Here is a 26,863-nt window from a genome sequence, read left to right as displayed (position 1 = left end):
CGGTCTTTTGCGAGTATCAAGCATTGTTCCACGCGTTCAGTGTGGTGTGTAGTAACGAAGCACCACATTTATGTAGGACTACGAACGTTACAGTTGCCAGACGCGGCGACGGATTCGAACGGCAGCCGTATAGCACAGTAACCTGATCGTGACAGCGTCCCATCGTCGAAGTGACGGGACCGATACCCGGGAGTAACGTCGAGGATGGGAGCACATGGAAGTTAACGGACGGAAACGACTACGAATGGACCACAACGACTGTAACAGCGACGGTAGCGCGACGGAAGCAGAGTGCTATTTCACCAACCTCGAGGGATCCCTCTCAACGGATGCGATACTCGAACTACTGACGCATCCCTATCGACGAGCGATCCTGCAGTACCTCATCGACGCGTCCGACGAGACGGCGACTATCGACGGAGTAACGACGCATCTCGTCGATCGCGAAAGCCGGCAATCGGACGACCGGTCGGATCGCGATCGTCTCGAGATCGCGATCATTCACATTCACTTGCCGATGCTATCGGAGAAAGGAATTGTCGAGTACGACGTCCGTTCGCGAGAGATTCGGTATCGACGCCACGAGGGTCTCGAGGCGCTTCTCGGCTGTCTTCGCGCCTTGGATTCGACGTGAGGACGGGACCACTCGCAGCGGAGTCACGCGACCGATCGATACAAACACTTTTCATCGATACTCGAGTCGGTCCGTATATGCAGGTCACAGTACTCGGAGCCGGAAGCATGGGCCACGGAATTGCACAGGTCTCGGCGATGGCAGGCCACGATGTGGTCTTGCGGGACATCGAAAACGACCTCGTCGAGGACGGCCTCGAGGGGATCCGCGAGAACCTCCAAGGCGGCGTCGATCGGAACAAGCTCACCGAAGACGAGATGAATGAAACGGTAGCACGCATCGAGGGGATGACCGACCTCGAGGCGGCCGTCGACGACGCGGACCTCGTCGTCGAGGCGGTGCCCGAGGAGATGGACCTGAAACAGGAGGTTTTCGCGGACGTCGAGGCGGCGACTGGCGAGGAGACCGTCATCGCGTCGAACACCTCTTCGCTCTCCGTGACGGAGATGGCCAGCGCACTCGAGCACCCCGAGCGCGCGGTGGGACTGCACTTCTTCAACCCGCCCCATATCATGGACCTCGTCGAGATCGTGATCGCCGAACAGACCGACGAACGCACCGAGGCCTTCGCCGTCGACTACGTGCAGGGCATCGAGAAGGAGGACGTCGTCGTCCGCGACACGGCCGGCTTCGCGACCTCGCGGCTGGGCGTCGCGCTCGGCCTCGAGGCGATCCGGATGGTCGAGCAGGGCGTCGCCAGCCCGGCCGACATCGACGCGGGGATGGAACTCGGCTACGGTCACCCGATGGGGCCGATCGAACTGACCGACCACGTCGGGCTTGACGTCCGCCTGCACATCGCCGAACACCTCCGTGAGGAACTCGGCGAGCGGTTCAAGCCACCACAGTCCCTGCGCCGGAAGGTCCGGGCTGGCAAGCTCGGCAAGAAGACCGGCGAGGGCTACTACGTCTGGGAGGACGGCGAGCGCGTCGGCACGAGCGGCGATTGGGGTGAGAGCGATGAGTGAACTCTCGGACGAGTACGAACTTCTTTCGGTCGAAATTGGCGAGCGCGCCGACCGCGTCGCGACGGTCACTATCGAGCGTCCCGACGCCCGCAACGCGCTCAACGGACACGTCCGCTCCGAACTCAAAGACGCCGTCACCGCCGCCGACGCGGACGACGACGTGCGCGTGCTCGTCGTCACGGGCAGTGAGGAATCCGGCGCGTTCGTCGCCGGCGCGGACGTCACCGAGTTCCGGGAGCGCGGTGTAGTCGAACAGCGCGAGGCCAGTGAGCGCCCGCGGATCTACGAAACCGTCGACGACGCCTCTATCCCCGTCATTGCGCGGATCAACGGCCATGCACTCGGCGGCGGCTGCGAACTCGCGACGGCGTGTGACGTTCGGATCGCCCAGTCCGGTGTGAAGATTGGTCAGCCCGAGATCAACCTGGGGATCATCCCGGGCGGCGGTGGGACCCAGCGACTCCCCCGCCTGGTCGGCGAGGGCCAGGCGATGAAGCTGATCCTCTCTGGGGAACTCGTCGACGCCGAGGAGGCCCAGGAGATCGGTCTCGTCGACGAAGTCCACGACGAGGACGGACTCGACGAGCGCGTCGACGATCTCGCCGGTTCGATGGCCGCGAAGAGTCCCATCGCCCTCGAATTCGCCAAGAAGGCCATCAGAGCCAGTTCCCGGATGGGGCTCGAGGAGGGTATCGAGTACGAGGCCGAACTGTTCGCCCAGTTGTTCGCCACGGAAGACAAAGACGAAGGGATCGAGGCCTTCCTCGAGGGTCGCGATCCCGAGTTCATCGGACGGTAGCCGCGCCCGGGTGAACGCCCGTTTCTCGCCGTCCAGTGGAGTTCTCGAGCCGGATTCCGACCGGGAGAACCGAAACATGTTCGCGCTGAACGTTACGTGGCTGTCGGGAGAACGAATCGATATGAGCGCGAATACTGGTACGACGGGCGCCGCCTGTACCGCCTGGGACAACTCGGAGTGCCAGGGAACGCCCTACTGCCCGCCGCGGTGTCCGCGGTTCGAGGGAAAAGATGACACGCTGTTTCTGACTCGGCCATACGAGTCCGACGATCGGGACGCGCTCGTCTCGATGTACGCCGATCTCGATCAGTACAGCCGGTCGATGGGGCTGCCACCAGCGACAGTACCGAAAATCGAAGACTGGCTCGAGCGATTACACTCGAACGGGTGGAGCCTGATCGCGCTCGACGGGGATCGGGTGATCGGTCACGTCGCGGTCGTCCCCGCGGACTCGAGCGAGCCGGAGTTCCTGATCTTCGTCCATCAAGCGTACCAGAATCACGGTATCGGGACCGAGCTGATCAAGCAACTCATCGCCTATGCCGACGACAGGGACCACAGCGGACTCACGCTGGAGGTCTCGAAAGGCAACAAACGTGCCATCACGGTGTACGAGAACGTCGGCTTCGACGTCACGAAACGGAAGCTCTCTGAACTCGAAATGGAACTCGATCTCGAGCACTCGCTCGTCCGGCGGCTCCGGCGACCGCCTGCGGATCGCGTCTGACGCCGTTACGAACGGCTCGTTTCGGAGCTCCCGGCGATAAGGACCGACCGGTCGGTGCTCAAAATCACGTCCTGCGTGACGCTCCCGAACAGGGCCTTCCCCGTCGGTGATCGCTTTCGGCCGGCCAGACAGACCAGATCTGCGTCTATTTCGTCCGCGTAGGCGAGAATCTCCGGCGCCGGATCGCCGCTTCGTTCATCGAGACGAACGTCGATCCCGGCGGCCTCGAGTCGCTCTTCGGCGGATCGCGCCGTCTGGAGTTGTGAAATCGATGCACCGGCCGGATTGTCCGAGAAGACGTGCAGCACCGTTACGGAGACGGTATCGGTCTCGATCGGTAATTCGAGGATCGTTCGAATCTGCCGCTCGACACGGCTCTCGTCGGTGTCGATGGGAATCAGTATCTCGATCATAGGTACCAGTTATCGTTCGAACTGTAAATAGGCCGATGATCGATCACGGCACAGTCGGCGAACCGATATGGACTCTATCCGGGTAGCGGCGACGAATCGGTTCCGCCGAGTTCGACGTTACTCGCCGGTAAACTCCGGATCGCGGTCCTCGCGGAACGCCTTGATTCCCTCCCGGTGATCGTCGGTCTCGAGGAGCGTGCTCTGGGCGAGCGATTCCAGGACGCCCGCGGTCTGGGTGTCGGTATCGCGGGCGGCGTTGACGACGCACTTCGCGAGTCCGAGCGCCTGCGGCGGTTGCTCGAGGAGGTCGTCCGCGTACGCTTGAGCAGCCGACTCCGGATCGTCCGCGACGCGCTCGATGAGCCCGATCTCGCGACCGCGTTCACCGTCGACCAGTTCGCCGCTGAAGATGAGATCCTTCGCCGTCCCGGGACCGACGAGATGGACGAAGCGGGAACACCCGCCTAGGCCGGGTATGAGACCGATGTTGTGTTCGGGGAAGCCGAGCGTCGCATCGGGACTCGCAATCCGGACGTCGCAGGCTAACGCGAGTTCGAGGCCGCCGCCGACGCAAGTGCCGTCGATGGCGGCCAGTACGGGCTTTTCCATGCGTTCGATCGCATCGAACGCGCCGCCCAGAATCCGCGAGTTCGAACGGAACTCGTCGGTGGTCCACTCCTGGGCCTCCTCGAAGAGGCCGACGTCGGCCCCGACCGAGAACACGTCTGGGCGTCCGGTAATGATCCCGACTCGAACTCGATCCTCCCGGAGGATATCGACCGTGTCGGCGAGTTCGTGGCGCATCTGCTGGTCGATCGCGTTGACGGGATCGTTATCGATTCGAACGGCCGCGATGCCGTCGTCGACGGAGACTTCGAGCGTTTCGAACGTCATGGATGGGGAAACGGCGGGAAGTCTCTTGGTTCTTTCTCACCGGCGGACCCGTCCGACGCTCGAGCGTCGACGGAACGCGTTCCCGGGATGAGCGGTCACCTCGAAGCGGAATTATTCATGCGTTTAATAGAGTTTATTACTGTCGCGAGCGTTAGTGGTCTTGGCGGGATAACTCAGCCAGATTGACTATCGAGATCGAACCCCCAGCTCGATATCATCCCGCCCGTGGCAAGATGATGCTCCACGGTTCGATCGACCCGAAATTCGTTCGGGTCGGTCAAACCGATTATCGTCCGTCCACGTCAACGCGGCTTCGGCCGTAAACCGAAGCCGCCCACACACTCTCGTCGAACCGCAGACCGTTCGCTCGAGAACGGTCACTTGCAGTTCGGAGAACGATTGTAGGGGCCGTGATGGTCTCTGCCACACATCGCTCATCGCGACATGACGGCCCCTGCTGCGATGATCACCAAATGGGACGAGGTGGCCGATTCAGTTCCGGCCACCGTCTTCGAAACTCCGTAGCGACCTCGCAAGCGGTGCTGTCGGTTACTACTCCCAGTTCGGTTGGCGCTTCTCGAAAAACGCCGAAATGCCCTCGTCGAACGTATCGGAGTCGCTCATTCGCTTGATCGTCGACCGTTCCTCCTCGAGGTGGTCGTCGAGTCGTCCCTCGAAGGCGGTATCGAGGAGTTGCTTCGTCTGCGCGTACGTTTCGGTCGGTCCGTTCGCATACCGTATGGCGTCTCGGGTCACGGTCTCGATGAACTCCGACTCCGGGACATCGTATCGATCGTTTGCGAGCCCGAGATCGACGATCTCTGCCGCAGAGATCGGTTCGGGATCGAACAGTAATTCCCTGGCCCGGTACGGACCGACCGTCCGAACGAGGAAAAATGGCGTCGCGTTATCCGGGGTGAGTCCGATACGGGCGTACGCCGTGTCGAATACGGCCTCAGCGTGAACGTAGATCAGGTCGGATGCGAGTGCGAATCCGAGCCCACCGCCCGCTGCGACACCAGTGACGGCCGAAATGACCGGTGCCGGGAACTGCCTGATCGAGCGGATGAACCGGTTCGACGCGGCTGCGATAGTGTCGATCTTCGCCGGGCGCATCTCCTGTGGCATCCGCTTGACCGAACTGAGGTCCGCGCCAGCGGAGAACACCGGTTCGCCGTACAGGACGAGCGAATCGATATCGTCCGCGAGCGACTCGACCGCAGTGGCCATCGCCTCGACCTTCGACGGGCGAAAGACGTTCATCGGGTTCTCCCCCTGTTCCATTACCAGTCGGGCGACGGACTCGTCGGTGAGGAATTCGACGCGAACCAGATCGTGAATTCGGTCGGTCTCTACGTCCACGCTGTCCCACCTCTATCAGTGTAGTCGGTCAGGTACCGCATCGGTACACGAGACTGGTATTCCCGTGCAGTTAGGCGTTCGGGTCGTCTCGAGATACTCGTTGGACTGCCACACCGTGTCGCGGTTTCCGAGCGGACGATGCGTAGACGGCTCATTTGACGCCGAGATATCCCTCCATCGTTTCGCGGTCGTCGAGCAGTTCTGCTGCGGTCGATTCGTGGACGATTTCGCCAGTCTCGAGGACGTACGCGCGATCCGCTAACTCGAGAGCCATCTCGGCGTTTTGCTCGACGAGAAGGACGGTGACTCCGCGCTCGTTCAATTCGCGGATGATCTCGGCGACGTCGTCGACGATCTGTGGTGCCAGTCCCTCGCTTGGTTCGTCAAGCAGGAGCAGGTCCGTCTCGGGACCAAGGAGCGCTCGAGCGATCGCGAGCATCTGCTGTTCGCCGCCGCTCATCGTCCCCGCTTTCTGGGCCCGTCGCTCGTCGAGTCGAGGAAACTGCGCGTAAATCTCTTCGAACCGGTTAGCCTGATCGCCGTCACCGCTGTGAGCCGCCAGTCGTAGGTTCTCCGCGACGGTCAGGCTCCCGAACACGCGCCGTTCCTCGGGAATCCACGAGATGCCCCGTTTCCGGATCTCGTGCGGATCGAGTCCGTCGAGCCGATCGGCGTCCTTCGTGATCGTCCCGTTCGTGGGCGGGGTTAGTCCCATGATGCTTCGGAGCGTCGTCGTCTTCCCCGCGCCGTTTCGGCCGACGAGGGCGACGATCTCGCCGCGGTCCACGGCGAGCGAGAGGTCGAAGAGGATGTGACTCTCCCCGTAACGGGTGTCGATCGAATCTATTCTAAGCAGCCGATCAGTCACGACCACCACCTCCTAAGTATGCCCGCTGAACGCGTTCGTCCCGCTGGATCTCCGCCGGCGTTCCCTGCGTGAGTAGCGATCCCTCATTCAACACCGCGATCCGATCGGAGATTCCCATTACAATATCCATATCGTGTTCAATGATAACGATCGTCATGTCCGTTGCGATGTCTTCGATCAGTTCGACCACCTCCCGCGTCTCCTCGGGGCTCATTCCGGCCGTCGGCTCGTCCATTAACAGCAACTCGGGCTCCGAGGCGAGCGCGATCGCGATCTCGAGGTGGCGACGCTGGCCGTACGAGAGGCTCGAGGCGGGCTCGTACACGACATCGTCGAGGTGTACGCGTTCGAGAATGTGCTTCGCGTCGGCGATCGGCTCCTCGAGCGCCGTGTGGTGGCTGAGGAAGTCCGACGGTCCGAAGCCGGAATACCGTGCCTGGGCCGCGAGGCGGACGTTCTCGATCGCAGTGAGCTCCGAGAAGAAGTTCGTGATCTGGAACGACCGGACGATTCCGTGGCCGGCGATTTCGTGGGGCGGCTTTCCCCCGATCGACTCGCCGCGAAGCTCGATCCGGCCTTCGGTCGGCGCGTGCTTTCCAGTGAGCGTGTTGAACAGGGTCGTTTTCCCCGCCCCGTTTGGACCGATGATCGATGTGATCCCGTCGGTGAGGATATCGAGCGAGATGCTATCGATCGCGGTGAGCGGGCCGAACTTCTTGGTGAGATCCTCGGTTCGAAGGATCACGTCGTTCGACGGATCGGGCTGGTCTTCGGCGGTTGTCTCGAGTTCGTCGACGTTTTCACTCATCGTTATCCTCTCACCTTCCGCACGTAGTTTTCGAGCGCTCGCTTCGCGTTTCCGATGGCGGCACGAGGATCGTTTCGGAGCGTGATGATCGACCCGGCGAGTCCACGCGGGGCGAAGACGACGACCGCGACGAACAGGCTGCCGAGGATAACTTCCCAGCTCGCGACGCTGCCGAGACGATCCTCGAGAAAGACGACGAGTCCGGCCCCGAGCATCGGGCCCCAGAACGTGCCCATGCCGCCGAGTAGGACCATCACGACGAGTTCTCCGCTGACCGTCCAGTGGAGCAGTTGGGGGTTAGCGACGCTCTGGAACGGCACGTAGAGCGCGCCGGCGAGACTGGCGAAGCCGCCGCTGATCGCGAACGCGATGACCTTGTAGCGCTGGACGTCGTAGCCGATGAATTCCGTTCGTTCTTCGTTCTCGCGAATGCCCTGCAGGACGCGGCCGAACGGGGAGTTGGCGAGCCGGACTATCCCGGCCAGCGATAGCGCCACGATCCCGAGGGTCAAGTAGTAGTAGTTGAGCCGCTCCCGAAAGTCGATCCCGAACAGCTCGTACAGCTGAATGCCGTAGAGACCGTTATCGCCGCCGGTCACCGTCTCCATTCCGGCGATCGTTGCCGGTAGGTCCGTGAACGCGACGACGTAGAGCATCTGTGCGAACGCCAGCGTCAGCATAGCGAAGTAGATTCCGCGAGCCCGCACGCTGAGCCAGCCGATTATCGTGGCCACGATGACGCCGGTGACGACCGCGAGCGGTAGGACGACCAGTGCACTCGCGGTCACCTCCGTGACCAACAGCGCCGCAGCGTACCCGCCGGCACCGTACATCGCGGCGTGGCCGAACGACAGCAGTCCCGCGTAGCCGAAGACGAAGTCGAGGCTCAGCGCCAGGAGAGCGAAGGTCAACATCCGAACCAGGAGATTCAGCCAGAACGGCTGGACCGACTGGACGACTGGCCCCAGCGCGGCGAGGATGGCGATCCCCACTAGCAACGTGAGCCGTCCCGATCTCGAGAGGATCTGGTTTCCAGTTCGCGGCGTATTCCGCTGTCGAAGGTAATCGAGTGCGGACATTTATGCCGCCTCCGTCGTGCCGAACAGTCCGTTGGGTTTGATCATCAGTACCACTGCCATCAGCCCGAAGAGGAACAAATCCGTCAGCGTCGGCGCGATCAACGCCCCGTAGGCGGTGACCAGTCCAATGAGGAGCCCGGCATAGACAGCGCCGCGGAAACTCCCTAGTCCGCCGATCACGACGATCACGAACGCCTCGATGATGATCCCCATCCCCATTCCGGGGTTGACCGAGCGCGACGCACCGAGCAGGACGCCGGCGAGACCGGCCAGCACCGCACCGAACACGAAGACGCTAGTGAACACCTTCGAGACGTCGATTCCGAGTGCGTCTACCATCTCCGTATCGTGGGCGCTCGCTCGCATGAGGATCCCGAGGTTGCTCCGATCGATCGCGAGCCATACGGCTGCGATCAGGACCGTGCTCACTACGAGGACGAACAGGCGATAGATCGGGTAGTTGAGCGATCCGATCGACAGCGTTCCGGTGAGCAGATCCGGTTGGGCGATCCGACGGGCCTGTCCGCCCCAGATCTGTACGATCGCACCCTGTATCATGATCGCGAACCCGAACGTGAGCAGGATGTGATACAGGGGATTGCGACCGTAGAGGGGACGAAGCGACAGCACTTCGATCGCGGCCCCGATGAGACCAACGAGCAGCGGTGCGAGCACCAGTGCGAGCCAGAAGCTCCCCAGGTTGACCGCGATTACGGCTCCGAAATACGCGCCAAGCATGTAGAGCGCGCCGTGTGCGAAGTTGATAACGTCCAGCATGCCGAAGATCAGCGTTAGGCCGGCAGCGATCAGCGCGAGCGTCATACCCAGCTGAACGCCCAGTAGCGTGGCTCGAAGGAACGTCTCGACCATCTCACACACCCCCTCTCGAGACGTCAGTCGTTCGGTGGTTGCAGCGCGTTCGGCCGGCGACCCGTTCGTGCGTTCGACGAATCATACTACTCAAGGTTGCATCCCCAGTTAGGGCTTTCGACCGAGTCGATCGTCTCGACGACTTGATTCTCGACGGGTTGGTCCCCGTCGCTTTCGACGACCTCTCGGACGTACATGTTCTGAATCGCCTCGTGCGTCTCGGAGTTGAACCGGAAACTGCCCCGCGGGCTGTCGAGCTCCATTCCGCCGAGCGCGTTGGCCATCTCGTCGGGGTCCGAACTGCCCGCTTCTGCGACGGCGGCGGCGAACGCCTGCGCGGAATCGTACCCTTGACAGGCATAGACATTCGCCGAGCTATCGTACGCCTCGCGATAGTTCCCGATGAACTCTTGGTTCCGGTCGGTCTCCTGGGTCGGCGTGTAGTGGAGCAGTGAGTACATACCCAACGCCGCTTCGCCCTGTGCGGGAAGCGTGTCCTCCGACAGCAGGAACCCGCTCCCGACCTGAGTCATCTCCGCGTCGAGACCGTAGTCGGCGAAGTCCGAAATGTAGTTTACGGCGTCGCTCCCCGCGAAGAATGAAAACACCGCGTCGGCACCGCTGCTTTCGATGTCGCTCAAGTACGTCGAGTAGTCGTCAGTCCCCAACGGAGCACCGACTTCGTCGACGACCTCGCCACCGGCCTCCTCGAACGCCTTCTGGAAGAAGTTCTTCGAGTTCTGCCCGAACGCGTAGTCGGCGTAGGCCAGACAGACGTTGTCTGCGACGTTATCGTACACCCATTCCGCGAGTGGTGCGCTCGTCTGCCAATCGTTAAACGACGTGCGGAAGTGGTAGTTCAGACAGCCCTCCTCCACGACGCGGTAATCGCCCGCGTTCGCGTTCAGCCAGATCGCGCTTGCCTCGTTTTCGATCGTCTGCATCATGGCGATCGCGACGCTGCTCGAGACCGGCCCAACGATCGCATCGGCCTGTTCTTCGACCATGAGCTCTCGGGTCACGTCGACACCACGGTTCGTGTCAGCCTCGGTGTCGCGCTCGACAGTCTCGACTTCCTGACCGTCGATCTCTCCGTCGCTCTGCTCGAGGTACAGCTCGAACCCGTTGACGATACTCTCGCCGAGCATCGCGTAGGTACCGGTAAACGGCAGCGCGTATCCCACAGTCAATCCGTCATCGCTACCGAGACAGCCACCGAGTGCGGCTCCGACACCTACTGCTGCACCGCTCGCTAGATACTGGCGTCTCGATATCGACGACTGAGACGCCCGATCAGTGGCTATCCGGTTGCTACTCTCACCCATGAGTCTGCGAACCATACCCTTCCGTGTGATAGTATCATATATATAAATTCCGATCATATGCAGGGAGTTCCGCGAGTCGTGTACTATCCCAGTTGGGTTTTATATACGTCTATCGACATTTGGTAGTGTATGACGGCAAATATGGAGCCACTGGACGTCGCGGTATCGCGTATCAACACCGGGAGTACAATCGCCGCCGGACTCGCACTGGAACACGCGATCCCGTTCGCGGTGGGGCATGAACTCCTCCGACAGGGCGTCGGAGAACTGACCGTGGTCGGACCGATCAGCGACCTGCTCTTCGATCAACTGATCGGCGGCGGTGCGGTATCCGACGTCCGCGCCGCGTGGGTCGGGAACGTCAGCGCTGGAACCGGCTACCGGTTCCGAGAGGCCGTCGAGAACGGGGAAGTTACCGTCGAAGATCACTCTAACTTCAGTATCGCGCTCGCGTTGCAGGCCGGTGCGATGGGTGTCCCGTACCTCCCGACGCGCTCGCTGCTCGGAAGCGACATTTTCGAACGAAACGATCGATTCACCGAGGCGACCGATCCGTTCGGCGGAGAGCCGCTCGTGCTCGTCCCGGCGCTCAAGCCCGATTGGGCGATCGTTCATGCACAGCGTGCAAGTCCGGACGGAGACGTCCACCTCTGGGGGAACACCGGTATCGTCGAACCGGCGGTCGGTGCGGCAGAGAACGTTCTGGTAACCGCCGAGGAAATCGTCGAACCGGCCGTCATCAAGAGCGATTCGAGTAGGGTCGCGATTACGCGAGACCAGGTCACCAGCGTCGTCGAATGCCCGTTCGGAGCGCATCCGTCGCCGGTGACCGGCTGTTACAACCGGGACAACGATTACTACCTCCGGTACAACCGTCAAACGGAGACGGCGAACGGGTTCGAGGACTGGGCCAGCAAGTGGGTATACGGCGTTAGCGGCCGCGAAGAGTACGCGACGTTCGTCGACACTGACCTCGAGATCACCGAACCGACCGTCGCCGCAGAGGTGCAGTATGGTCAGTGAGGACTATACGGACCGCGAACTGATGGTCACCACCGCCGCCCGCGAGATCGAGGACGGGGAGACCGCGTTCGTCAGCATGCGGCTGCCACTGATCGCGTTTCAGGTCGCGGTCAGCACGCACGCGCCGAACGCGATGGCCGTATATGAGAGCGGCGTCATTCGCGATGCACCCGCGGACGGCTTCATTCATACGATGTGCGACCTGCCGAACCTGAACCGCGCCGTCGCGACGACGGGCATGATCGACATCATGTCCCGACTCCAGCGCGGCGACATCGACGTCGGCTTCCTCGGCGGTGCCGAAATCGACCGCTACGGAAACCTGAACACGACTCGAGTGGCCGCCGCCGATCGGGAGATTCGACTCCCGGGCAGCGGTGGCGCCTGCGACATCGCGTGCATGGCTGATCGGACTGTCCTGCTCATGCCACACGAATCGCGTCGCTTCGCTGAAGAAGTGAACTACGTGACGAGCCCCGGCTATCCGGCCGATGGAAACGGTCGCGATGACCATCCCGCTCCCGGCGGTGGCCCGAGCGCGCTCGTCACGTCGAAAGCGACGTTCGGATTCGACGAACGCGGTGAACTCTATCTCCGCACCGTTCATCCCGGTGCCGACGTCGCAGGCGTTCTCGCGGCCTTCCCGTGGGAAGTACAGACGGCCGACGACGTCGGTGAGGGGACCGTCAAGACGACGTCCGAGCCGACCGACGAGGAACTCGAATTGGTCCGGACGTTCGATCCGGACGGGTTCTGGACGTAGCCCGACACATTGCAACCCGATCGATTAAGACGGATTCCGTCGTCAAACGAACCATGGCCGATCGAAACGAGCCGACGGATCCCGAATCGTTTGCGACGGACATCCCCCTGACTGACGTCTTCGGAACCCATCCCAAGACGTTGCTCGTCAGCGCACTACTCGCCGAATCGGAGGATTTGACGACTCACTTTACGATTCCCGAACTCGCTCGTATCACCGGCCTCGAGGAGTCGACCGTCGAAACGCACGTCGCCGAACTCGAGACAACCGGAATCGTCGCCGAAACGGATGAACTCGAGGACGCGAAGACGTACGTCTTCGCCGAGGGAACCGACGCCGTCGATACCATCCGACGGCTCCGCGACGAGCTTTTCGAGGCAGAACGGGAAGCCCAGAAATAGCGGACCGACCGCCGTGAAATGGAATATTTCTATAATTAACATCGGGTGAGGAACCGATAGGTATATTATTAAATGCTATAGTTGGTTATGCGTATGCAGGCCACTATCACAGAGGAGCGTCTGCCGGACGAAGAGAATGCCCCGGAGTACGTCCATTCGCTTCCGGAGCTCCATTACCCGAACCAGATCAACGTCGTCGACGAACTGGTCGACCGCCACGTTCGCGAAGGGCGCGGTGACAACGTCGCGATCTATTTCGAGGATCGGGAGATCACGTACGAAGAATTGCAGGAGACCGTGAACAGAATGGGGAATGCGCTGCGCGGCCTCGGCGTCGAAGCCGGTGATCGGGTCGTCGTTCGATTCCCTAACCGACCGGAAGCGATTATCTCGTGTCTGGCGGTTCAGAAGATCGGCGGCGTTGCTCTCCCGTCGATGAAACTCCTCCGGGCGAAAGAGCTCGAACACATCGTCAACGACGCCGAAGCGTCGGCCATCGTCGTCTACGATGATCTCCTCAGAGAAGTGGAGAACGCGCTGCCGGAACTCGAAACCGTCGACGACGTCATCGTCGCCGAGCGCAACGGGATCGATCACAGCTATCACAGCTACGACGGCCTACTCGAGGACGCCAGTGACGAACTCGAGGCGTACAACACCGAACGCGACGATCTCGCGCTGATGCTGTATACGAGCGGAACGACCGGGCAACCGAAGGGTGCGATTCATACCCACCGGAACATGTTGGCCACCGCGGACTCCTACGCGCGGTACTGCCTCGAGCCGACCGAGAACGACGTCTTCGGCGGGAATCCACCGCTCCCCTTCGCGTACGGATACGGCGACCTCGTGACGTTCCCGCTCCGGTTCGGCGCGAGTACGAGTCTCGTCGAAGACGCGGATCCCGGCGATTTACTGGAAGCGATCGAGGCCCACGGGGTTTCGATCCTCTGTTCGATCCCGACGGGATTCAATCAGATCCTCTCCCAGTATCCCGACGGTCCTGACGACTACGACGTCTCATCGCTCCGTCTCGGGCTCAGCGCCGGCGAACCGCTGACGCCGACGACGTTCGAGGAATTTAAATCCGAGTACGGAATCGATCTCCTCGACGGAATTGGAACGACGGAGATGCTCCATATCTTCATCAGTCACCGTCACGACGAGGAAATCGATCCGAGCGCGACCGGGTATCCGGTCCCGGGGTACGAGTGTAAGATCATTGACCCGGACACGGGCGAAGACTTAGAGCGCGGCGAAGCGGGACTCCTCGCCGTTCGCGGGCCGACCGGAATCGAATACTGGGACCGACCCGAGAAACAACTCGAGGTAAACCAGGACGGGTGGTCGATCCCGGGCGACATCTTTGTACAGCGCGAAGACGGTCGCCTGGAGTACAAATCCCGCGACGACGACCTCATCATCTCGAGCGGCTACAACATCCCCGGGCCCGAGGTCGAAGCGGTCATCGAAGAACACGAATCGGTCTCCGAGGTCGCTGTCGTCGGCAGTCCGGACGAGCAACGCGGCGAGGTCGTGAAAGCGTTCGTCGTCCTGAACGACGGCGCCTCCGAGGGAGACGAACTCGTGACGGAAATACAGAATCACGTCAAGAACAACCTCGCACCGTATAAGTATCCGCGCGAGGTCGAGTTCAAGAACGCCCTCCCGCGGACGGATACCGGAAAGATTCGACGGACGGAACTCCGACAGTTGGAGCGCCGATAGAATCGTTCGATCGCTTCGAACGAGCAGTACCGATCTCGTCGCTCGCGACAGCATCAATAATCGCCTCTGCGGCCTCCGTATCATCTTTCCTGCCTTCTTCGATCCGAACCGAGAGATACGAACTCATTTGCGAATCGCACCCTCTTCCATAAGAGCGATCTCGTCCGAGTAACCCACACGCGTCGGTTCTGAGACGCAGTCGCTGAGTAGCGATCGAGACAACCGCCCGCGAACTCCAAGCGCAGTGAACCGCTCTCTGAATAGCAGATTGACTGTTAACGCCTCGCGTATATGGAGGTGGTTTACGCTTTGTGTATACGCTAACGGTGATGAGACATTGGTGTTTGGGAAGCATGTGGTTACATGTGTGAGACGAGGGGGCAGATACGGCGATCTCGAGCTGACGGCCCATTACAATGGTATTACTGTAAACATCTCGTTCGCCATCAGCCCTTCCAACTTCCGATCGGTCTGGCTTGCCCAAACTCATTACAGACGTATGGATGTAAAGGTAGGTGAGAGTGGATAGCGGAGGGCGTATACGGTACGCGTATACACACCTTGTGAACCGTCGAGGTCTACCCGGTCACTGGAAACGATCGCGTTTGATCGGCTTCAAGAACGGGAGGCGGTTCGCGGAGTCGTTCACCGCTCTGAGTCACTGATAGCCGTCGGGACGCTGATCTACGGGTCTCTCAATACCAGGGTCTCGAGCGCGAGACACCGACGACTGAGCGCTCGTGGACTGTCACGGTCGAATCGAAAATGAGCGGGAATCTGCGTGGTCGCGTCGTTACGGGCTCTCGTCGGTTCGAATACGGAGATCCGAACGTGGTTTCGCGATACAGGTCAGGGCGTAGCCTTCCTCCTTCTCGCTGTCGGAGAGGAACATACCCTCCGTCTGGTCGACTTCACCGTCTTCGACGACTAAGCCACAACAGACCCCGCAGACGCCCATCCGACACTGATAGGGCGGTGCGAGACCGGCTTCCTCCGCCGCCTCGAGTATCGGTTTATTGGCCGGCACTTCGATCGCCTGTCCTTCGTCAACGAACTCGACAGTGTAACTTTCGACCATTTGCTTACTGCTCTCGATCGGTGGCTCGTTCGAAGACGTGTTCGACCGGCTCGAAGTCGTTCGACTCGTAGAACGCTTCGGCGGACTCGTCGCCGTGCATCACGTCGACGCGGTAGAAGTCGACGTCTTTCTCCGACTGATCGAACCACTCGTGGACCTCCTCCAGTAACGCGGCGCCGACGCCGTTGTCCCGGTGGCTTTCCGCGACGTAGTGGCCGTTGATGTACCCGTGGTCCTGCAGCCGGAAGATCGGATGGTTCCCCATGATGCGCGCCTCGAGGACGCCGACGAGTTCGCCCGAATCCTCGTGTTCCGCGACGATGACGGTGCCGTACTTCGAATCGACGAGCTGGTTTTCGAAGTACTGGAGCCAGCGGTCATCGGCGCTTTCCTTGTGCGCGTACCGATCGTCGTGTTTCGAGAGGTGGTCCGTGAAGCCGTGCCACAGGTCCAGTAGTTCCTCACCGTCTTCCAGGGTCGCCTGGCGTATCTGGTACGTCATACATTACCGTCAGAGGTGGACTACCAAAAAATGCACTGGTATATATGGTAGCGCATCCAACAACTCTGCCGGGTTAGGCCGGCAGTTCGGTCGCAGCGAGAGACGCGGCCTAGCGTGACAGCGCGATTAGTGGAGTGAGTGAGTCCCCTTCACGTTACTCGGACGAACTCCGGTCCGCGAGACGCGGACTCAAGTCGTCCGGCTTATTGAGAATCGACCTCGCGCGAGGCGTGCGATAGCGACGTCTCGACACTGACGGAGCCGAGCGAACTCGAGAGAGTACTCGATGTGCGCTATTCGCCGATACGATCGCGGCTGGGCCGCGAGACCGACGTGACACGCGGATTGGTAGATACAGGAAGCGTATACAGGAAACAATTATAACCCTCGAGTAGAAAGCTTCTACTGGAAGATCAGAGCCATGCCCACCGAGAAGCAATTCAAAGAAGAGCTGCAGAACGGACGGATGATCGAATCGCCCGAAGAGATGACCGACGGCTACAAGAAGGCCCTCAAACAGATCCTGACCGTCTCAGGCGATACCGAACTCATGAGCGCACCGGCGTACTACGAGCAATCGCTCAATGCGCCGTCGCTCGACGCACGCGCCTCGTGTATCAGCGTGATCCAAGACGAGCTGGGACACGGCCACATCGCCTACCGACTGCTCGAAGACTTAGGCGAGGACCGCGAGGAACTCATCTACGAGCGCGAACCCCACGAGTTCCGCAACACCTACGGGTTCGACCAGCACATCGACAACTTCGCCGAGCTCGTGACGGCCCACGGGCTGTTCGACCGCGCGGGGATCGTCCTGCTCGGCGATATCCACGAGAACACCTCCTACGCGCCCTGGAAGCGCGCACTCACGAAGGTGAGCAAGGAAGAACAGTTCCACCTCCGTCACGGCGAGACGTGGATGCGCCGGCTCGCGAACAACAGCGAGAAGACCCGACAACAGCTGCAGGAAGCAGTCGACTGGATGTTCCCGATGGGCGTCGAGTGGTTCGGGATGCCCGACGACAAGAAGAAACACGACGACCAGCTCGAGTACCGCATCAAGGGGAAGTCTAACGACGAGCTCCGGCAGGACTGGCTGTCCCGGACGTTGCCGCTGATGAACGAACTGGAACTCGACGTACCGGCCCACTACGACGACGAGCGCGACGAGTACGTCCTCGAGTACGATCTGCCGGTCGCCTTCGACGCGGACAACAAGGAGTGGCGCTTCGGCGAACCGATCTCGTGGTCCGACGTGATGGATCGATGGCGCTCCCGCGGCCCGGCAAACGAGAAGTACATCGATATGATCCAGTCCGGTACCGTCGACATCGAGGTCTAATCATGTCGAGTGTACGATCAACGACGAACGGATCGCCGAATGCGTCGCTGACCAGCGAATTCGTCGAGCAGCGTCGGGCCGACGCGACGCCGTTCGAACGAGAGCTGTGGGACATCATCGACGAGATTCCGGATCCGCACATTCCCGTGAGTCTCGTCGAGATGGCGATGATTTACGACGTCAGCGAAGACAAGGGCCACGTCACCGTCGAACTGACGTTTCCCTGCATGGGCTGTCCGGCCTACGACATGATCCATAACGATATTCGGAGCTGTCTGGCGGTCGTCGACGGCGTTGACGAGGTCGATATCGATGTCGTGTGGGATCCCGTCTGGTCGAAGGACATGCTCACCGACGCCGTCCGTGAAAAGATGCGTGAATCAGGTATCAGCCTCTAATGACTATGAAATACGAAGTATTCGCACGAATCAACCAAGGTGACGATACCAAACACATCGGTAACGTCACCGCAAAGAGCGATCGACTCGCACAGATATACGCCCACAACACGTTCAACGAAGAGGACTGGGACTTCCTCGCCGTCGCCAGAACGGAGCACCTGCTGGAAGTGACCGGTGGACGGCCTGACCTCGAGGTGGCCGCTCATGAGTGAGGACTGGTCCGAAGCGGCGGTCGACTACGTACAGGCGATCTACGACACGAAGCTCCTGCTCGGACACCGGTACGCCCAGTGGAGCCTCTCGGGACCGTCGCTCGAGGACGATATCGGCGGAGCGAGCGCCGCCCAGGAGGAGATCGGCCATGTTCGGCAACTGGCGCGCGAACTCGAAGAACAGGGACGGGACGCCGACTGGCTGAGCGGTCACCGCGATCCCGACGAGTTCGCCAACGCGGCCTGTCTCGACCGCATCGACGGCGAGTGGACGACGTACATGGCGTCGATCGCGCCGGCCGACCGAGCCGCGTGGTATCTGATCGACGCGATCGGCCGAGACGATCTGTCCGGCCTGATCACCAAGATGGGCGAGGACGAGTACTTCCACCTCGAGTACCACGATGCGCGACTCGAGACGCTGGCCGCAGAGGATCCCGAGACGGTCCAGCAGACGCTGGAAACGACGCTTCCTCAGACGCTCGCGCTCATCGGCCCGGCCGCGTACGACGAGGACGAGGATCCGCTGTATCAGACCGGATTCACGGATCGACCGATCGCCGAGATTCGCGAGTCGTTCGCCCAGCACTACCGTGATCTGTTCGCCGGAACGGACGTCTCGCTCGAGGGCGTCGACTGGGACGCGCCCGCGCTCGAGGAGTGGGACGAAACGCGGCGACGAGTGGATACCGGCTCGATCAGTGACACGGACGTCGAACAGCTCCGCGGCGAAGCGAACGAACTGTTCGCGATGAACTGACGCCAATGAACGACCACCTCTCGAAACCGACCGTAACGTGTCCGTTCTGTGAATCGACGGATACGGAACGGGAGTCCGCCTTCGGCAGCGAGATCTCGAAAACCCAGTACTACTGCAACGACTGCAACACGGTATTCGAACGTATCAAATATGACGGCGCGAACCCGGACACCGGTCGATAGCTGATCCGTTGGCGTTTAGTACGCCCTCGGACCCCATAGCGACCGGTATCTTCAGCACTCCTACTGCCATAATCCAATCGATTTGGGAAAGTTATTTATATGGGCGACCCGATGAGTGTTCTGTATGCAACTCCGATCGTTCGACGAGCTTGAACTCGAGTATTTCACGACGGAAGTGAACAGTCACGTCGGCATCCTCCGACTCGACCGTCCGCCGGCGAACGCACACGATATCAACGTCCTCCTGGAGCTCCAGCGTGCCGTTGAGTCGATCCGATTCGACGAGAACATCCGGGCCGTGCTCTTCGGTAGCGCGAACGATACGTTCTTCTCGACCGGCTTCGACATCCAAGAGCTGAACGACGAGTCCGGCCGACAGGTCGGGTACGCGAGCCAGACGAGCAAGGAAGTCATGATGAAGATCCGCTCGACCGACACGATCTTCATCGCGATGGTCAACGGTCACTGTATGGGCGGCGGGCTCGAGCTCGCGCTCGCCTGTGACTTCCGGTACATCGGCAACGACGAGAGCTACAATATCGGCATGCCCGAGATCAGCCTCGGTCTCATCGCCGGCGAGGCGGGGACCCAGCTGCTCCCTCGGTACATCGACCGCTCCGAGGCGCTCGAGATGATGCTCACCGGCGAGACGTTCACGCCGGAAGAGGCGACCGAGAAGGGCATCTTCGACAAGATCTTCCCCCCGGAAGAGATCGAAGACGCCGCCTTCGAGTTCGCCGAAGAGCTCGTCCAGAAGCCGAGCGTCGCGGTCGGCAACAACAAGCTGGCGGTCAACGAGGGCCTCGAGATGCCCCTGCAGGACGCGCTGGTCCACGAGCGAGAGCTACAGAACCGACTGCTCGGTTCCGACGTCGCGGAAGAAGGCGTCAGTGCGTTCCTCAATGATCGGGAGCCCGACTTCCTGGCCGTGGAGCTCGGGGACAAAGAACCGGGCGCCGAGGAGTAACGACTACGTCCGCTACCGCTGGGTTTCGCCGCTGGCAGATCGGCGGCGTTTTCATATTTTCAACCGCAACGAGCGATCCGTGCTCTGGTAGCGTCTCCGACGTAGCTGTCGACTGATGATCCGAGCCAGCTTCGCAGACTGCTGTGTTCGAGGCGGTCGTGAGAACGCCTAAGCCGGCGATCTGCGGCGACTCGAACTACGGCGTCAGCGAGAGGTCGTCCGGGTATGAATCGACTATCGGGCGGTACCGAACCGCTTCCCCGTCTACGCGCTCGACGATCCCCAGTTCAGCGAGTCGCTGAAGGTGAGCGGCCGCTTCGCCGGCGCCGAACTTCGCGTGGATCCCTCGCATATCCCCGAACAACTGTCTCGCTACCTCCCACGGCGTTCGTGCTGTCACCTCCGACGTCGCGATCGCTCGAAAGGCCGCTCTGGCCCGATCTCGGTGGTGGCGTCTCACGTCGGCGCTCGCGCTCTCGATCTCGAGTTTTGCTCCGTGGCCCGGGTTCCCGTCTCTCGATGTCGACTCGAGTCTGTTCACTGACGTGAGATATCGCCCGAGCGGATCGTCGAGTCGCGTATCGCTCCCCCCTACGTTTGGCGTGTACGTCGGTAACAACAGATCTCCGAGGAAGAGATCCTCGTCCGTCTTCAGTGACGCATGACCGGCAGTATGTCCCGGCGTGTGAACGAACTCGACGCCGGCGACGGTATCACCGCTTTCGTGACCGACCACTACGAACGAGTCTGGGAGCGGGGACGACGTATCCCGACTCAGCACGTCGTCTCGAACCGACTCCGGGACGCCCCACTGCTCGAGAGTCCGTCGGTCGCGGCGAAGCCGTCGTCTCCGGGCGGACGCGTAGTCGCCGATCAGAGCCGCATCGTCGTGATGAGTGTGTACCGTCGCATTCGCACGATCCATGAGTCGATACGCCAGACCGGCGTGATCGATGTGCCAGTGGGTAACAAAGACGTGTTCGACGTCCTCGAACGCGAGACCGGTCTCCGTGATCCCGTTCTGAAGGGACGTCCACGCTGTTTCGGTCGGTGGACCGGGATCGATGACGACGCCGCGCGCCGGAAGGATGTACGCGCTGTTCGTTCCCTCCGGTGATCCGTCGCCGACAGGGATCCGGACGGCGTCACTCATGATCGGTATTCACCCCTCGTTCGTCGAGGAGGTCGTCGAGACCCAGTTCCTCCCACCGCTCGATGAGTGATTCCAGAACGTTCTCGGAGAACGCCGTCTCGAAGGTCACTCGAGGGGCAATGTATTCCTCGTCCCACCGCGGATCCCACGTGGCGTTGATGTAGAGTCGAGAACCGTTTTCGTCGTCCGAGCGATACAACGGGGCGGCTGCGCTCGAGGCGTTCGGTTCGCTGAAGATCCAGTCGTTGGCCGGGTGGGCCTTGACCCACATATCGTCGATCGCTCGAGCGAGATTCGTCGGATCGGCCTGTTCGTCGAGAACGAGCACCTTGTCGAACAGATCGGAGAACGAGAAGAGCGTATTCGCCAGTTGCCACTCGAACCCCGCGTACAGGATTTCACTCGAGACGATACAGAAGCCGAGTCGCCCTTCGACCGGCAGCTGAATCCACTCGACGGGAGAGACGCCCCAGTAGTTGTTCACCCGGCGAAAGAGCTTCGCCGTCTCGACGAGACACATCAGGTGGATATCGTCGGTCAACGGTTCGCCGAGCGGAGTGAACGGAACGAGCGGGTCCTCGCGAACGGCGACCGTCTCGACGTTGACATCGACAGTCGCCGTCTCGCAGGTCAGTTCCCACGCGGCTCGCGGTTCGGTCTCCTCGGTCACTGACGATTCGACGGCGTTCATCCGCCCGTCGATGCGAACTTCGGCGTCCGACGGGACGGTCCGCGATCCGACCGTCGTCACGGAGACGTCGGCCAGTCCCGCCGCGAGGTTCGGGACGCTCGGCGTCGTCTGGCCCTGTGTCCATCCCTGAAGCGCCGCGATGAGGGGAGCAGCCGAGACGCCGAGAACGACGCTCACGTCGGCCGAGGACGTACACCACTCGACGACCGACTCGGGAACGGAGAGTCGCAACGTTTGGCTTCGCTGTGCCCGCCCTCTGATCGGTGCCCAGGTCGTGACACCGTCCCTCTCGACGACGAGTAGACCCAGGGAGACGAGCGGCGTCCCGTCGCTGGTCGTCGGGAGTCCGAGGGAATAGATATCGCCACTGTCGCGGACGGTCGCAGCCGATTCGTCGGTGACGTCGTCGATGTCGGACGTCTCCCACCGCGCCAGGTGTTCGATCAGTTCGGTATACGAGCACTCCGGGCCGAGATCGAGCGCCTGTGAGATTCGCTGCCACGGCCGTTGGTCGGCGCTGGCGAACTGATCGGCACCGCCGTAAACGCCGCTCACCGGCCGGACCGTCCCGGACGTGTTCTCGAACAGCGTTACGGGGCAGTTGTGCCGGGTCGCCTCGCTCGCGACCTCGGCGACTGCGCCCTCCCAGTGAACGCGTTCCGTCACGGATATCAGATCGCCCGTTTCCCGAAGCCGATCGAGGTGCCGTCGCACCGTCGTCATTGCGTGGCCTCCCCGGGATCGACGAACGACAGCTCGCTCGATTCGACGCCGGCCCGTTCCAGTATCTTTTGCGCCCGATATCTGCGCTCGATGTCGTGGGTCGGTTGCGCCTCCCGGCCAGCTCCGTCGCTGGTCGCGTCGATGTACGCCTTCGCCGTCTTCGCTTTCGACGTTCCGGTCTGGATGTCCCCCTTCTCGGTCGGCGTCTGATAGATGTTGAGCGGCACCTTCGGCATCGTCTCGACGCCGAACTGATGGAAATCCGCGTCGGGATCCGCGTGGAGGGCGAGCGCCTCGAGCACTTCGCGCTGATTGAGCGGGTTGACGTCAGCGTCGACGAAGATGAAGAAGTCGACGTGGAGCATTCCCCACGTCGTGAAGATGAAATTCGCCATATCGTGGAGATAGCTGGGGTTGGTCTTCTCGGTCGAGATCGCGTAGATCGTCCTCGGCGTCGACTTCCAAGGGGCACAGCATTCGACGTCGAACCCGGCGGTCCGCAGTCCGAGCGTTGCGTCCGGCCCGACACAGCCGATTTCCATCGAACTGGTTGTGTTTTCCGAATGCCCGACACCGGTCCCCTCGACGCAGAACGGGAGTATCGGATCGGTTTGATGAGTAATTCCGGTCACTCGGAACAAAGGCATCGACCGTCTGGGGCCGTGCATATAGCCGAAGTAGTCGCCGAACGGTCCTTCGTCACGACGCTCGTTCGGGAGGATTTCGCCCTCGATGACGAGTTCGGCCGTCGCTGGGACCGAGAGGTCGTTGGTTTCACAGGGTACGAGTTCAACCGGTTCCTGTTTCAATCCCCCTGCGTATTCCGCTTCGTTTCGTCCCGTCGGAATCCACATCACGGACGTGTACTGAACGGCAGGTTCAGCGCCGACGGTGATCGCGACCGGCATCGGTTCGTCCCGTTTCTCGTACTTGTAATAGTAGAGATTCGGCGTTTGCTCACCCGCCAACAGGAGGACGCTGCTCGTCTCGCCGTCGTGGATCATCGTTCGATGGTTCGACCAGTCGACCCACTCGGAATCAGGGTCCGGTGCGACGAGCGTATGGAGATTCGAATAGCGTCCGCCGTCGCCCGCGTGAATGTACGGCCAGGGAAAGTCCAGGAGATCAACGTCGTCGCCCGTCTGTATCTCCTCTTTACAGGGCGCATCGTCTGTGGATACTGTTACCGGTTCTATCGGGTTTTTCAGCCGTTCGATCACCGCTTCGTAGAACTCTCTGTACGAGAGATCCGACGGCAATCCGAGTCCCAGGGCGATCCGTTCCCAGGGTCGTCGTTGGGTTCCCCGATACGGGTCGCCGACGAGTCGCGCTGAATCGACGTTCTCGAATAGCGGCACGGCGCTGTCTTCTTCGTTCAGCAGCATCGTGACGGCGCTTGCCTCGAGATTCCACGAGACCGGCTCGCTAATTCGATGGAGGTCTCCGTTCGTCTCGAGCGTTTGGAGGTACTGCCGGAGGCTACTGGTCGTCATTTGTAATCGTGTAATTCGTTAGCTAGTTCGTTCCGCTCCGACTGTACTTTGAGATCGATGTATTCGCTGACGAGTTCCGGATACGTATCGGAGAGATACTCGAGCATGATCGTTCGACTCGCCTCGGAGACGGAATCGTACTCCCCTTTTTCCGTGAGATACTGCAGGAGAGTCTTCACCTCCTTCGAGCGGGTGTTGATAACGGTCGACTGCTCTTCGAGGGCGGTCATCGTCGATTCGAGCAGTTCAGTGTCGACCGGATCGCCGCTATCCGTCTCGAGAACATCGAGATACCACTCTTCTTCGGTGTTCTCGTGTGGGCCTTTCACCACGGTCAGCGTGTCCGGATCGACGAGATTGTCGGGATCTCGATCGATCTTGGCCCGGATATTGAAAATTTCTTTCGTCTCCTCGTCACTAACCTGTAACTGGATCTCCTCCCCTTCGGGATCGTCCGGTAGATTGCTTTCGGACGTGATATATTTCCCTGCCATACCCGTTGTCAAGTAGTGAAGCGGCCTACAACTAAAATCCCTCTCTAACCTATCGGACAGGTTCATCGATTCAAGTAACGAATGTGATCCCGCGCGCGCCGGAGAGACGGACTGCAGTCTCGGTGACTGCAGATACCAACGTTAACTTGGCAGGAGGGACGACTCGTCTCTATGACCGATTCAGAGAGCGAAACTCGATATCTCGAGGATATCCGGGAACGAACGATCGACTGCGGTGAAGTAACGGTCTCGGCAGACGACATCGTCAAGTTTGCACGGCAGTTCGATCCGCTCGAGATTCATACCGATCCGGAGGCGGCAACGGAAAGCCGGTTCGATGGCCTCATCGCTAGCGGATACCACACACTTTCCCTATCGGTTCGACGTCTTGTCGACGAAGTCCGGAGCGAGCGAGCCGTCATCGCCGGTCTCGGAATCGACGACGTTCGCTGGCACGAACCGGTTCGGCCGGGGGATACTCTTTCCGTAGAGACGACGATCCTCGAAACGCAACCGTCCGAGGGCGATCCGACCACTGGAATCGTCCGCGAACGAATCTCGGTAACGAATCAGTCCGGAACCGAAGTGCTCTCGCTCAAGAATCGCGAACTGGTCGAACGACGTGACACCGAGAATCAGGGTGATGGTAGGTAACGTTCGACAGGTGGAACCGGCTCGCAGTTTCCCGCGTCCGGATCGACAGCTACGCCTGCTGACCCCCGTAGTCCGATCCGCGAGTCGACCGCGGTAGTCGACTCACCGCTCGAGAAATTCGGCGACGCCGTCTTCGTGCTCCGGCGTGCCGTAGGCGATCGATTGAGTGAGGAGTTCGTGATCGAGCGCCTCCCGCCAGTACCGTCCCATGTTTTCGTGGATCGCGCGTTTCGTCAGTCCCAGCGTCGTTGTCGGACGCTCCCGAAGCGTTTCGAGGAGGTCGTCGACCGCTGCCTCGAGGTCGTCGTCCGGAACGGTCTCGTTTACGAGCCCGATCTCCGCGGCTTCAGCCGCAGAGATGAATTCGGCGGTCATCGCCAGCCGTTTGGCGGTACGGAGACCGAGCAATCGGGGCAGCAGGAACGTCCCGCCGGTATCCGGAACAAGGCCGACCCGTGCGAACGCACAGCTGAACGATGCGGAGTCGGCGGCGTACGCGAAGTCGCTGACGGCGGTCACCGCGAGGCCGGCGCCGACGGCGTCGCCGTTGACTTTCGCGACGATCGGGACCTCGGACGTGAGCGCCGCTTCGACGACTCGACCGAGCGTCTCGGTCGTCCGGTCGAGGGACTCCTTCGGCGTCTCGTCTCGGTCGGCCATCGCCTCGAGGTCACCACCGGCGCTGAATGCGTCGCCCTCGCCGGTGAGGACGACCGCATCGTACTCGTCGGCGTCAACGCTGTCGATTGCGTCGGCTAACGATTCGGCCGCATCGGCGGTAAACGCGTTTAGCGATTCGGGCCGGTCGAACGTGACCGTCCGCACGCCGTTCTCGTCTTCGACGATCATACGCCACCAACTCCGCCGCTGCTGTTAAATTTTGCTAGACAGTGCCGTAGCACGCGTGTGGGCACCGTCACGATGGCGACGCGGACGTGGCCGCTACTCGGAAGGCGCTCGTCTGGCAGTGTCCCACTCACGAAGAGTCTCAAGCGATCGTCGTCCAGAACGATCCGATTCGGCCGACCGACGACACCTCGAGAGACTGCACCGACGGTACGCCGAGGACTGTCGGGAGCGCGATACCGGCCGCTGGTTACGAGCGGGCGCTCGTCGCTACTACGCCGTCAGGGTGTGAGTGCGGGATGGTTGGCCGCTCCGTCGACGAGCGATCGCCGCGGTTGCCGCGATTTCCGATCCGAACGAACGAGAATTATCGGAGCTGCATCTGTTCGGCGCGCTCGACCGCGAGGTCTGTGATCTCCTCGACGGAGCTGTCGGAACGGTCCGCAAGCACGCGGAGCAACATGCCGAGTTGGATCGTGGCTGCCTCCCGGAGCTCCGCCGCCTCCTCCGTGTCGTTAGCGAAGTAGTACTCGTGACGACCGTCCTCGTGAACGAGCCCGGTATACACGGATCGGAGATCATCCTCGGTAACCGCCTCGGCGGCCCGTTCCCGAACGTCATCGAATTGCGGGTTCGTCATCATTCTATCGAGCCGTTCGCTGCGTCCTCAAGGCGTCGATATTGACTTCGCAGACGGTGACTT

At 61.2% G+C, this 26,863-nt stretch carries 31 protein-coding genes; 15 read left to right on the top strand and 16 right to left on the bottom strand.

The annotated features are described in order from the left end of the window. Positions 1–244: 244 nt before the first annotated feature. The 4 genes from HTUR_RS20545 (at position 245) to HTUR_RS20530 (ending at position 3,128) form a co-directional block, all read left to right on the top strand. The gene (locus HTUR_RS20545; RefSeq protein WP_012945258.1) at positions 245–634 is read left to right on the top strand and encodes a DUF7344 domain-containing protein; all 390 of its coding nucleotides are present in this window, start codon (positions 245–247) and stop codon (positions 632–634) included. A gap of 77 nt (positions 635–711) precedes the next feature. Next, entirely contained in the window at positions 712–1,602 is an 891-nt protein-coding gene (locus tag HTUR_RS20540; protein ID WP_012945257.1) for a 3-hydroxyacyl-CoA dehydrogenase family protein, read from the top strand. Continuing rightward, positions 1,595–2,401: an enoyl-CoA hydratase/isomerase family protein gene (locus tag HTUR_RS20535; RefSeq protein WP_012945256.1), complete on the top strand. Its 807-nt coding sequence runs from the start codon at positions 1,595–1,597 to the stop codon at positions 2,399–2,401. Before HTUR_RS20540 ends, HTUR_RS20535 begins: the two co-directional genes overlap by 8 nt. A 121-nt stretch (positions 2,402–2,522) precedes the next feature. Next, a complete protein-coding gene (locus HTUR_RS20530) occupies positions 2,523–3,128 on the top strand; it encodes a GNAT family N-acetyltransferase (RefSeq protein ID WP_049942021.1) in 606 nt (201 codons plus the stop codon). Between the two features lie 5 nt (positions 3,129–3,133). On the opposite strand, the gene HTUR_RS20525 is transcribed toward HTUR_RS20530, so the two are convergent. The 8 genes from HTUR_RS20525 to HTUR_RS20490 form a co-directional block, all read right to left on the bottom strand. Continuing rightward, a complete protein-coding gene (locus tag HTUR_RS20525) occupies positions 3,134–3,541 on the bottom strand; it encodes a universal stress protein (protein ID WP_012945254.1) in 408 nt (135 codons plus the stop codon). Positions 3,542–3,658: 117 nt separating this feature from the next. Beyond that, positions 3,659–4,435 carry an enoyl-CoA hydratase/isomerase family protein gene (locus HTUR_RS20520; protein ID WP_012945253.1) on the bottom strand — a complete coding sequence of 259 codons (777 nt, stop codon included), beginning with the start codon at positions 4,433–4,435 and terminating at the stop codon, positions 3,659–3,661. A 552-nt stretch (positions 4,436–4,987) separates the two neighbouring features. Beyond that, positions 4,988–5,797, bottom strand: a complete 810-nt coding sequence (locus tag HTUR_RS20515) for an enoyl-CoA hydratase/isomerase family protein (RefSeq protein WP_012945252.1) — start codon at positions 5,795–5,797, stop codon at positions 4,988–4,990. A 151-nt stretch (positions 5,798–5,948) separates the two neighbouring features. Beyond that, the gene (locus HTUR_RS20510; protein WP_012945251.1) at positions 5,949–6,665 is read right to left on the bottom strand and encodes an ABC transporter ATP-binding protein; all 717 of its coding nucleotides are present in this window, start codon (positions 6,663–6,665) and stop codon (positions 5,949–5,951) included. Then, the gene (locus tag HTUR_RS20505) at positions 6,658–7,473 is read right to left on the bottom strand and encodes an ABC transporter ATP-binding protein (protein ID WP_012945250.1); all 816 of its coding nucleotides are present in this window, start codon (positions 7,471–7,473) and stop codon (positions 6,658–6,660) included. Before HTUR_RS20505 ends, HTUR_RS20510 begins: the two co-directional genes overlap by 8 nt. A 2-nt stretch (positions 7,474–7,475) precedes the next feature. After that, positions 7,476–8,552: a branched-chain amino acid ABC transporter permease gene (locus HTUR_RS20500; protein WP_012945249.1), complete on the bottom strand. Its 1,077-nt coding sequence runs from the start codon at positions 8,550–8,552 to the stop codon at positions 7,476–7,478. Then, positions 8,553–9,422: a branched-chain amino acid ABC transporter permease gene (locus HTUR_RS20495; RefSeq protein ID WP_012945248.1), complete on the bottom strand. Its 870-nt coding sequence runs from the start codon at positions 9,420–9,422 to the stop codon at positions 8,553–8,555. A gap of 86 nt (positions 9,423–9,508) precedes the next feature. Further along, positions 9,509–10,606 (bottom strand): ABC transporter substrate-binding protein, encoded by a 1,098-nt coding sequence (locus HTUR_RS20490; protein ID WP_343122708.1) that lies wholly within the window; start codon positions 10,604–10,606, stop codon positions 9,509–9,511. Positions 10,607–10,876: 270 nt separating this feature from the next. Here HTUR_RS20490 and HTUR_RS20485 point away from each other — a divergent pair, with 270 nt between their 5' ends. The 4 genes from HTUR_RS20485 to HTUR_RS20470 all read left to right on the top strand — a co-directional run bounded on the left by HTUR_RS20485 (position 10,877) and on the right by HTUR_RS20470 (position 14,662). Further along, positions 10,877–11,770: a CoA transferase subunit A gene (locus tag HTUR_RS20485; protein WP_012945246.1), complete on the top strand. Its 894-nt coding sequence runs from the start codon at positions 10,877–10,879 to the stop codon at positions 11,768–11,770. Then, positions 11,760–12,533 (top strand): CoA-transferase subunit beta, encoded by a 774-nt coding sequence (locus HTUR_RS20480; RefSeq protein WP_012945245.1) that lies wholly within the window; start codon positions 11,760–11,762, stop codon positions 12,531–12,533. The genes HTUR_RS20485 and HTUR_RS20480 overlap by 11 nt, the downstream gene beginning before the upstream one ends. 53 nt (positions 12,534–12,586) lie before the next feature. Next, on the top strand, positions 12,587–12,934 hold the full coding sequence (locus HTUR_RS20475; protein ID WP_012945244.1) for a hypothetical protein: 348 nt from the start codon (positions 12,587–12,589) through the stop codon (positions 12,932–12,934). A gap of 87 nt (positions 12,935–13,021) precedes the next feature. Then, complete coding sequence (locus tag HTUR_RS20470; protein WP_012945243.1) at positions 13,022–14,662, top strand: acyl-CoA synthetase; 1,641 nt, start codon at positions 13,022–13,024, stop codon at positions 14,660–14,662. 793 nt (positions 14,663–15,455) lie between these two features. Here the strand turns inward: HTUR_RS20470 and HTUR_RS20465 are convergent. Continuing rightward, positions 15,456–15,740, bottom strand: coding sequence for a 2Fe-2S iron-sulfur cluster-binding protein (locus HTUR_RS20465; RefSeq protein WP_012945242.1), 285 nt, complete (start codon positions 15,738–15,740; stop codon positions 15,456–15,458). A gap of 4 nt (positions 15,741–15,744) precedes the next feature. Further along, positions 15,745–16,242, bottom strand: coding sequence for a GNAT family N-acetyltransferase (locus HTUR_RS20460; protein WP_012945241.1), 498 nt, complete (start codon positions 16,240–16,242; stop codon positions 15,745–15,747). 421 nt (positions 16,243–16,663) lie between these two features. On the opposite strand from HTUR_RS20460, the gene HTUR_RS20455 reads away from it, so the two are divergent. From HTUR_RS20455 to HTUR_RS20435, 6 genes are all read left to right on the top strand, one after another. Next, the gene (locus HTUR_RS20455; RefSeq protein WP_012945240.1) at positions 16,664–17,584 is read left to right on the top strand and encodes a Phenylacetic acid catabolic protein; all 921 of its coding nucleotides are present in this window, start codon (positions 16,664–16,666) and stop codon (positions 17,582–17,584) included. A gap of 2 nt (positions 17,585–17,586) precedes the next feature. Continuing rightward, complete coding sequence (locus HTUR_RS20450; RefSeq protein WP_012945239.1) at positions 17,587–17,982, top strand: metal-sulfur cluster assembly factor; 396 nt, start codon at positions 17,587–17,589, stop codon at positions 17,980–17,982. A gap of 5 nt (positions 17,983–17,987) precedes the next feature. Then, positions 17,988–18,197, top strand: coding sequence for a phenylacetic acid degradation PaaB family protein (locus HTUR_RS20445; RefSeq protein ID WP_049942018.1), 210 nt, complete (start codon positions 17,988–17,990; stop codon positions 18,195–18,197). After that, on the top strand, positions 18,190–18,957 hold the full coding sequence (locus tag HTUR_RS20440) for a Phenylacetic acid catabolic protein (protein ID WP_012945237.1): 768 nt from the start codon (positions 18,190–18,192) through the stop codon (positions 18,955–18,957). The genes HTUR_RS20445 and HTUR_RS20440 overlap by 8 nt, the downstream gene beginning before the upstream one ends. Before the next feature lie 5 nt (positions 18,958–18,962). Then, positions 18,963–19,139 (top strand): PaaD-like zinc ribbon domain-containing protein, encoded by a 177-nt coding sequence (locus HTUR_RS28815; RefSeq protein ID WP_449271834.1) that lies wholly within the window; start codon positions 18,963–18,965, stop codon positions 19,137–19,139. Between the two features lie 124 nt (positions 19,140–19,263). Continuing rightward, on the top strand, positions 19,264–20,106 hold the full coding sequence (locus HTUR_RS20435; RefSeq protein WP_012945236.1) for an enoyl-CoA hydratase/isomerase family protein: 843 nt from the start codon (positions 19,264–19,266) through the stop codon (positions 20,104–20,106). A gap of 196 nt (positions 20,107–20,302) precedes the next feature. On the opposite strand, the gene HTUR_RS20430 is transcribed toward HTUR_RS20435, so the two are convergent. Genes HTUR_RS20430 through HTUR_RS20415 form a run of 4 tightly spaced genes read right to left on the bottom strand, consistent with a single transcriptional unit; the run spans position 20,303 to position 24,660 of the window. Next, on the bottom strand, positions 20,303–21,259 hold the full coding sequence (locus HTUR_RS20430) for an MBL fold metallo-hydrolase (RefSeq protein WP_012945235.1): 957 nt from the start codon (positions 21,257–21,259) through the stop codon (positions 20,303–20,305). Beyond that, on the bottom strand, positions 21,252–22,673 hold the full coding sequence (locus HTUR_RS20425) for a UbiD family decarboxylase (protein ID WP_012945234.1): 1,422 nt from the start codon (positions 22,671–22,673) through the stop codon (positions 21,252–21,254). The genes HTUR_RS20430 and HTUR_RS20425 overlap by 8 nt, the downstream gene beginning before the upstream one ends. Continuing rightward, entirely contained in the window at positions 22,670–24,166 is a 1,497-nt protein-coding gene (locus tag HTUR_RS20420; protein ID WP_012945233.1) for a UbiD family decarboxylase, read from the bottom strand. The genes HTUR_RS20425 and HTUR_RS20420 overlap by 4 nt, the downstream gene beginning before the upstream one ends. Continuing rightward, positions 24,163–24,660, bottom strand: coding sequence for a hypothetical protein (locus tag HTUR_RS20415; RefSeq protein WP_012945232.1), 498 nt, complete (start codon positions 24,658–24,660; stop codon positions 24,163–24,165). The genes HTUR_RS20420 and HTUR_RS20415 overlap by 4 nt, the downstream gene beginning before the upstream one ends. 171 nt (positions 24,661–24,831) lie before the next feature. On the opposite strand from HTUR_RS20415, the gene HTUR_RS20410 reads away from it, so the two are divergent. Continuing rightward, complete coding sequence (locus HTUR_RS20410; protein ID WP_012945231.1) at positions 24,832–25,314, top strand: MaoC/PaaZ C-terminal domain-containing protein; 483 nt, start codon at positions 24,832–24,834, stop codon at positions 25,312–25,314. Between the two features lie 102 nt (positions 25,315–25,416). On the opposite strand, the gene HTUR_RS20405 is transcribed toward HTUR_RS20410, so the two are convergent. Continuing rightward, positions 25,417–26,163, bottom strand: a complete 747-nt coding sequence (locus HTUR_RS20405; RefSeq protein WP_012945230.1) for an enoyl-CoA hydratase/isomerase family protein — start codon at positions 26,161–26,163, stop codon at positions 25,417–25,419. 364 nt (positions 26,164–26,527) lie between these two features. After that, positions 26,528–26,803 (bottom strand): hypothetical protein, encoded by a 276-nt coding sequence (locus HTUR_RS20400; protein ID WP_012945229.1) that lies wholly within the window; start codon positions 26,801–26,803, stop codon positions 26,528–26,530. Between the last annotated feature and the right edge of the window lie 60 nt (positions 26,804–26,863).

This window comes from Haloterrigena turkmenica DSM 5511, assembly GCF_000025325.1.
Taxonomy (GTDB): domain Archaea; phylum Halobacteriota; class Halobacteria; order Halobacteriales; family Natrialbaceae; genus Haloterrigena; species Haloterrigena turkmenica.
This window is presented reverse-complemented; position numbering and strand designations above follow the sequence as displayed.

What these genes read in the sequence shown, in the direction of transcription:
- HTUR_RS20545 (WP_012945258.1), top strand. Translation starts at nt 245, where the DNA reads ATGGACCACAACGACTGTAACAGCGACGGTAGCGCGACGGAAGCAGAG.
- HTUR_RS20540 (WP_012945257.1), top strand. Translation starts at nt 712, where the DNA reads ATGCAGGTCACAGTACTCGGAGCCGGAAGCATGGGCCACGGAATTGCA.
- HTUR_RS20535 (WP_012945256.1), top strand. Translation starts at nt 1,595, where the DNA reads ATGAGTGAACTCTCGGACGAGTACGAACTTCTTTCGGTCGAAATTGGC.
- HTUR_RS20530 (WP_049942021.1), top strand. Translation starts at nt 2,523, where the DNA reads ATGAGCGCGAATACTGGTACGACGGGCGCCGCCTGTACCGCCTGGGAC.
- HTUR_RS20525 (WP_012945254.1), bottom strand. Translation starts at nt 3,541, where the DNA reads ATGATCGAGATACTGATTCCCATCGACACCGACGAGAGCCGTGTCGAG.
- HTUR_RS20520 (WP_012945253.1), bottom strand. Translation starts at nt 4,435, where the DNA reads ATGACGTTCGAAACGCTCGAAGTCTCCGTCGACGACGGCATCGCGGCC.
- HTUR_RS20505 (WP_012945250.1), bottom strand. Translation starts at nt 7,473, where the DNA reads ATGAGTGAAAACGTCGACGAACTCGAGACAACCGCCGAAGACCAGCCC.
- HTUR_RS20500 (WP_012945249.1), bottom strand. Translation starts at nt 8,552, where the DNA reads ATGTCCGCACTCGATTACCTTCGACAGCGGAATACGCCGCGAACTGGA.
- HTUR_RS20495 (WP_012945248.1), bottom strand. Translation starts at nt 9,422, where the DNA reads ATGGTCGAGACGTTCCTTCGAGCCACGCTACTGGGCGTTCAGCTGGGT.
- HTUR_RS20485 (WP_012945246.1), top strand. Translation starts at nt 10,877, where the DNA reads ATGACGGCAAATATGGAGCCACTGGACGTCGCGGTATCGCGTATCAAC.
- HTUR_RS20480 (WP_012945245.1), top strand. Translation starts at nt 11,760, where the DNA reads ATGGTCAGTGAGGACTATACGGACCGCGAACTGATGGTCACCACCGCC.
- HTUR_RS20475 (WP_012945244.1), top strand. Translation starts at nt 12,587, where the DNA reads ATGGCCGATCGAAACGAGCCGACGGATCCCGAATCGTTTGCGACGGAC.
- HTUR_RS20470 (WP_012945243.1), top strand. Translation starts at nt 13,022, where the DNA reads ATGCGTATGCAGGCCACTATCACAGAGGAGCGTCTGCCGGACGAAGAG.
- HTUR_RS20465 (WP_012945242.1), bottom strand. Translation starts at nt 15,740, where the DNA reads ATGGTCGAAAGTTACACTGTCGAGTTCGTTGACGAAGGACAGGCGATC.
- HTUR_RS20460 (WP_012945241.1), bottom strand. Translation starts at nt 16,242, where the DNA reads ATGACGTACCAGATACGCCAGGCGACCCTGGAAGACGGTGAGGAACTA.
- HTUR_RS20455 (WP_012945240.1), top strand. Translation starts at nt 16,664, where the DNA reads ATGCCCACCGAGAAGCAATTCAAAGAAGAGCTGCAGAACGGACGGATG.
- HTUR_RS20450 (WP_012945239.1), top strand. Translation starts at nt 17,587, where the DNA reads ATGTCGAGTGTACGATCAACGACGAACGGATCGCCGAATGCGTCGCTG.
- HTUR_RS20445 (WP_049942018.1), top strand. Translation starts at nt 17,988, where the DNA reads ATGAAATACGAAGTATTCGCACGAATCAACCAAGGTGACGATACCAAA.
- HTUR_RS20440 (WP_012945237.1), top strand. Translation starts at nt 18,190, where the DNA reads ATGAGTGAGGACTGGTCCGAAGCGGCGGTCGACTACGTACAGGCGATC.
- HTUR_RS28815 (WP_449271834.1), top strand. Translation starts at nt 18,963, where the DNA reads ATGAACGACCACCTCTCGAAACCGACCGTAACGTGTCCGTTCTGTGAA.
- HTUR_RS20435 (WP_012945236.1), top strand. Translation starts at nt 19,264, where the DNA reads ATGCAACTCCGATCGTTCGACGAGCTTGAACTCGAGTATTTCACGACG.
- HTUR_RS20430 (WP_012945235.1), bottom strand. Translation starts at nt 21,259, where the DNA reads ATGAGTGACGCCGTCCGGATCCCTGTCGGCGACGGATCACCGGAGGGA.
- HTUR_RS20425 (WP_012945234.1), bottom strand. Translation starts at nt 22,673, where the DNA reads ATGACGACGGTGCGACGGCACCTCGATCGGCTTCGGGAAACGGGCGAT.
- HTUR_RS20420 (WP_012945233.1), bottom strand. Translation starts at nt 24,166, where the DNA reads ATGACGACCAGTAGCCTCCGGCAGTACCTCCAAACGCTCGAGACGAAC.
- HTUR_RS20415 (WP_012945232.1), bottom strand. Translation starts at nt 24,660, where the DNA reads ATGGCAGGGAAATATATCACGTCCGAAAGCAATCTACCGGACGATCCC.
- HTUR_RS20410 (WP_012945231.1), top strand. Translation starts at nt 24,832, where the DNA reads ATGACCGATTCAGAGAGCGAAACTCGATATCTCGAGGATATCCGGGAA.
- HTUR_RS20405 (WP_012945230.1), bottom strand. Translation starts at nt 26,163, where the DNA reads ATGATCGTCGAAGACGAGAACGGCGTGCGGACGGTCACGTTCGACCGG.
- HTUR_RS20400 (WP_012945229.1), bottom strand. Translation starts at nt 26,803, where the DNA reads ATGATGACGAACCCGCAATTCGATGACGTTCGGGAACGGGCCGCCGAG.